The sequence below is a fragment of the Actinosynnema sp. NPDC023658 genome (genome assembly GCF_040639995.1).
Taxonomy (GTDB): Bacteria; Actinomycetota; Actinomycetes; order Mycobacteriales; family Pseudonocardiaceae; genus Actinosynnema.
On sequence record NZ_JBFAAX010000796.1, the window covers coordinates 1 to 1,269 of the forward strand.

At 71.9% G+C, this 1,269-nt stretch carries 1 protein-coding gene; it reads right to left on the reverse strand.

Translation table 11 applies throughout. The features are described from left to right. Window positions 1–1,191: cholesterol oxidase substrate-binding domain-containing protein (locus AB0G02_RS34870; RefSeq protein ID WP_360803093.1), on the reverse strand; the 1,191-nt coding region annotated here is incomplete at its 3' end. Between the last annotated feature and the right edge of the window lie 78 nt (window positions 1,192–1,269).

Consider the following 1,269-nt stretch of genomic DNA (forward strand, 5'->3'; position numbering starts at 1 on the left):
CTCCACCTGACCGGTGACGGGGAACAGGCCGCGGTCCTTGTAGGACAGCAGGAGGTTCTCGTAGAACGAGGCGAAGTCGCTGACCACGCGCTGGACCTCGGCGCGGCTGGTGAGCACCGCGTACCCGTTCGCGGTCTCGCGCAGGGTGGTCGGCTTGACGTAGAGCAGCAGGTTCTTCGACGCGCCCCACAGGTCGGTGGTCAGCGTGGCGGTGAGCGCGGTGGCCGCGGTCGTGTACTGGAGTTGGCCGAACGTCGGGGTGAGCGCCCACGCGCCGGTGATGAGCAGGTCCGCGAGGTCGGAGACGGGCTTGGGGACGTTGTCGGAGAACACGTAGTTGTACGGCGCGACGACGTGCCGGGACGTGGCCGGTTTGGTCGGGGCCACGCTCCACGTCTTGAGCCACGGCTTGTCGGTGAAGGCGAACCAGATGGCCTCCACCCGGCCGGACTCGTCGAGGAAGCTCGCCAGCGTGCGGGTCGCGCCGCTGCCGGGCGGGGCGAACAGCTCGCTGGTGGGAATGTCGACCCGGCTCACGCAGCGCAGGTTGTGGTTGGCGCCCACGCGCAGGGTGACCTCGGTGAGGAACGCGCGGCCCACGTGGGTCAGCAGCGCGGCGCACTCCGGCTCGTCGCGGCTGAACGTGCGCAACCGGTACGCGCTGCCGTCCCACACGACGGCGGTCAGCGAGACGACCAGGTTGCTCAGCGAACCGTAGGTGTGGCCCGGCTGCCGCGTCTCCCCCACCGCCGGGACGGACGTGCCGTGGCCGTCGATCGCGAGCACGCCGCCCACGCTCAGGTCACCCGGCGCGGGGGTGTTGGTCACGCCCAAGCCCGCGTCCTCCAGGAACGCCAGCAGGTCGTCCATCGACGCGCCGGTCTGCACCCGCACCGCGTTCGGCAGCAGGCTCATCGCCTTGAGGTAGCGGGTGGTGTCGACCAGCACGACCCGGTCCGCGCCGGTGGTGCCGGGCGTGACGGTGAGCGGCGACCAGCCGTGCCGGAAACCGCGTGGCCGCAGGGTGAACCCCTGCGCGTGCGCCCAGTTCGCCAGGACCACGACGTCGGCCGGGGTGCGCGGGGCGCACGTCCACAGGTCGTCGGTGCGGATCTCCCCGGCCCAGTTCCGGTAGGCCTGCCGGTAGAGGTCGATGCCGGACGGGAACGACGGCGGCGGGTCGGCGGTCACCTCGCCCGCCGCCAGGGCGCCGACGGATCCAGTCGCCGTGCCGCCAGACGCCCTCGAACGTGGAGAAGTACGCCTCGC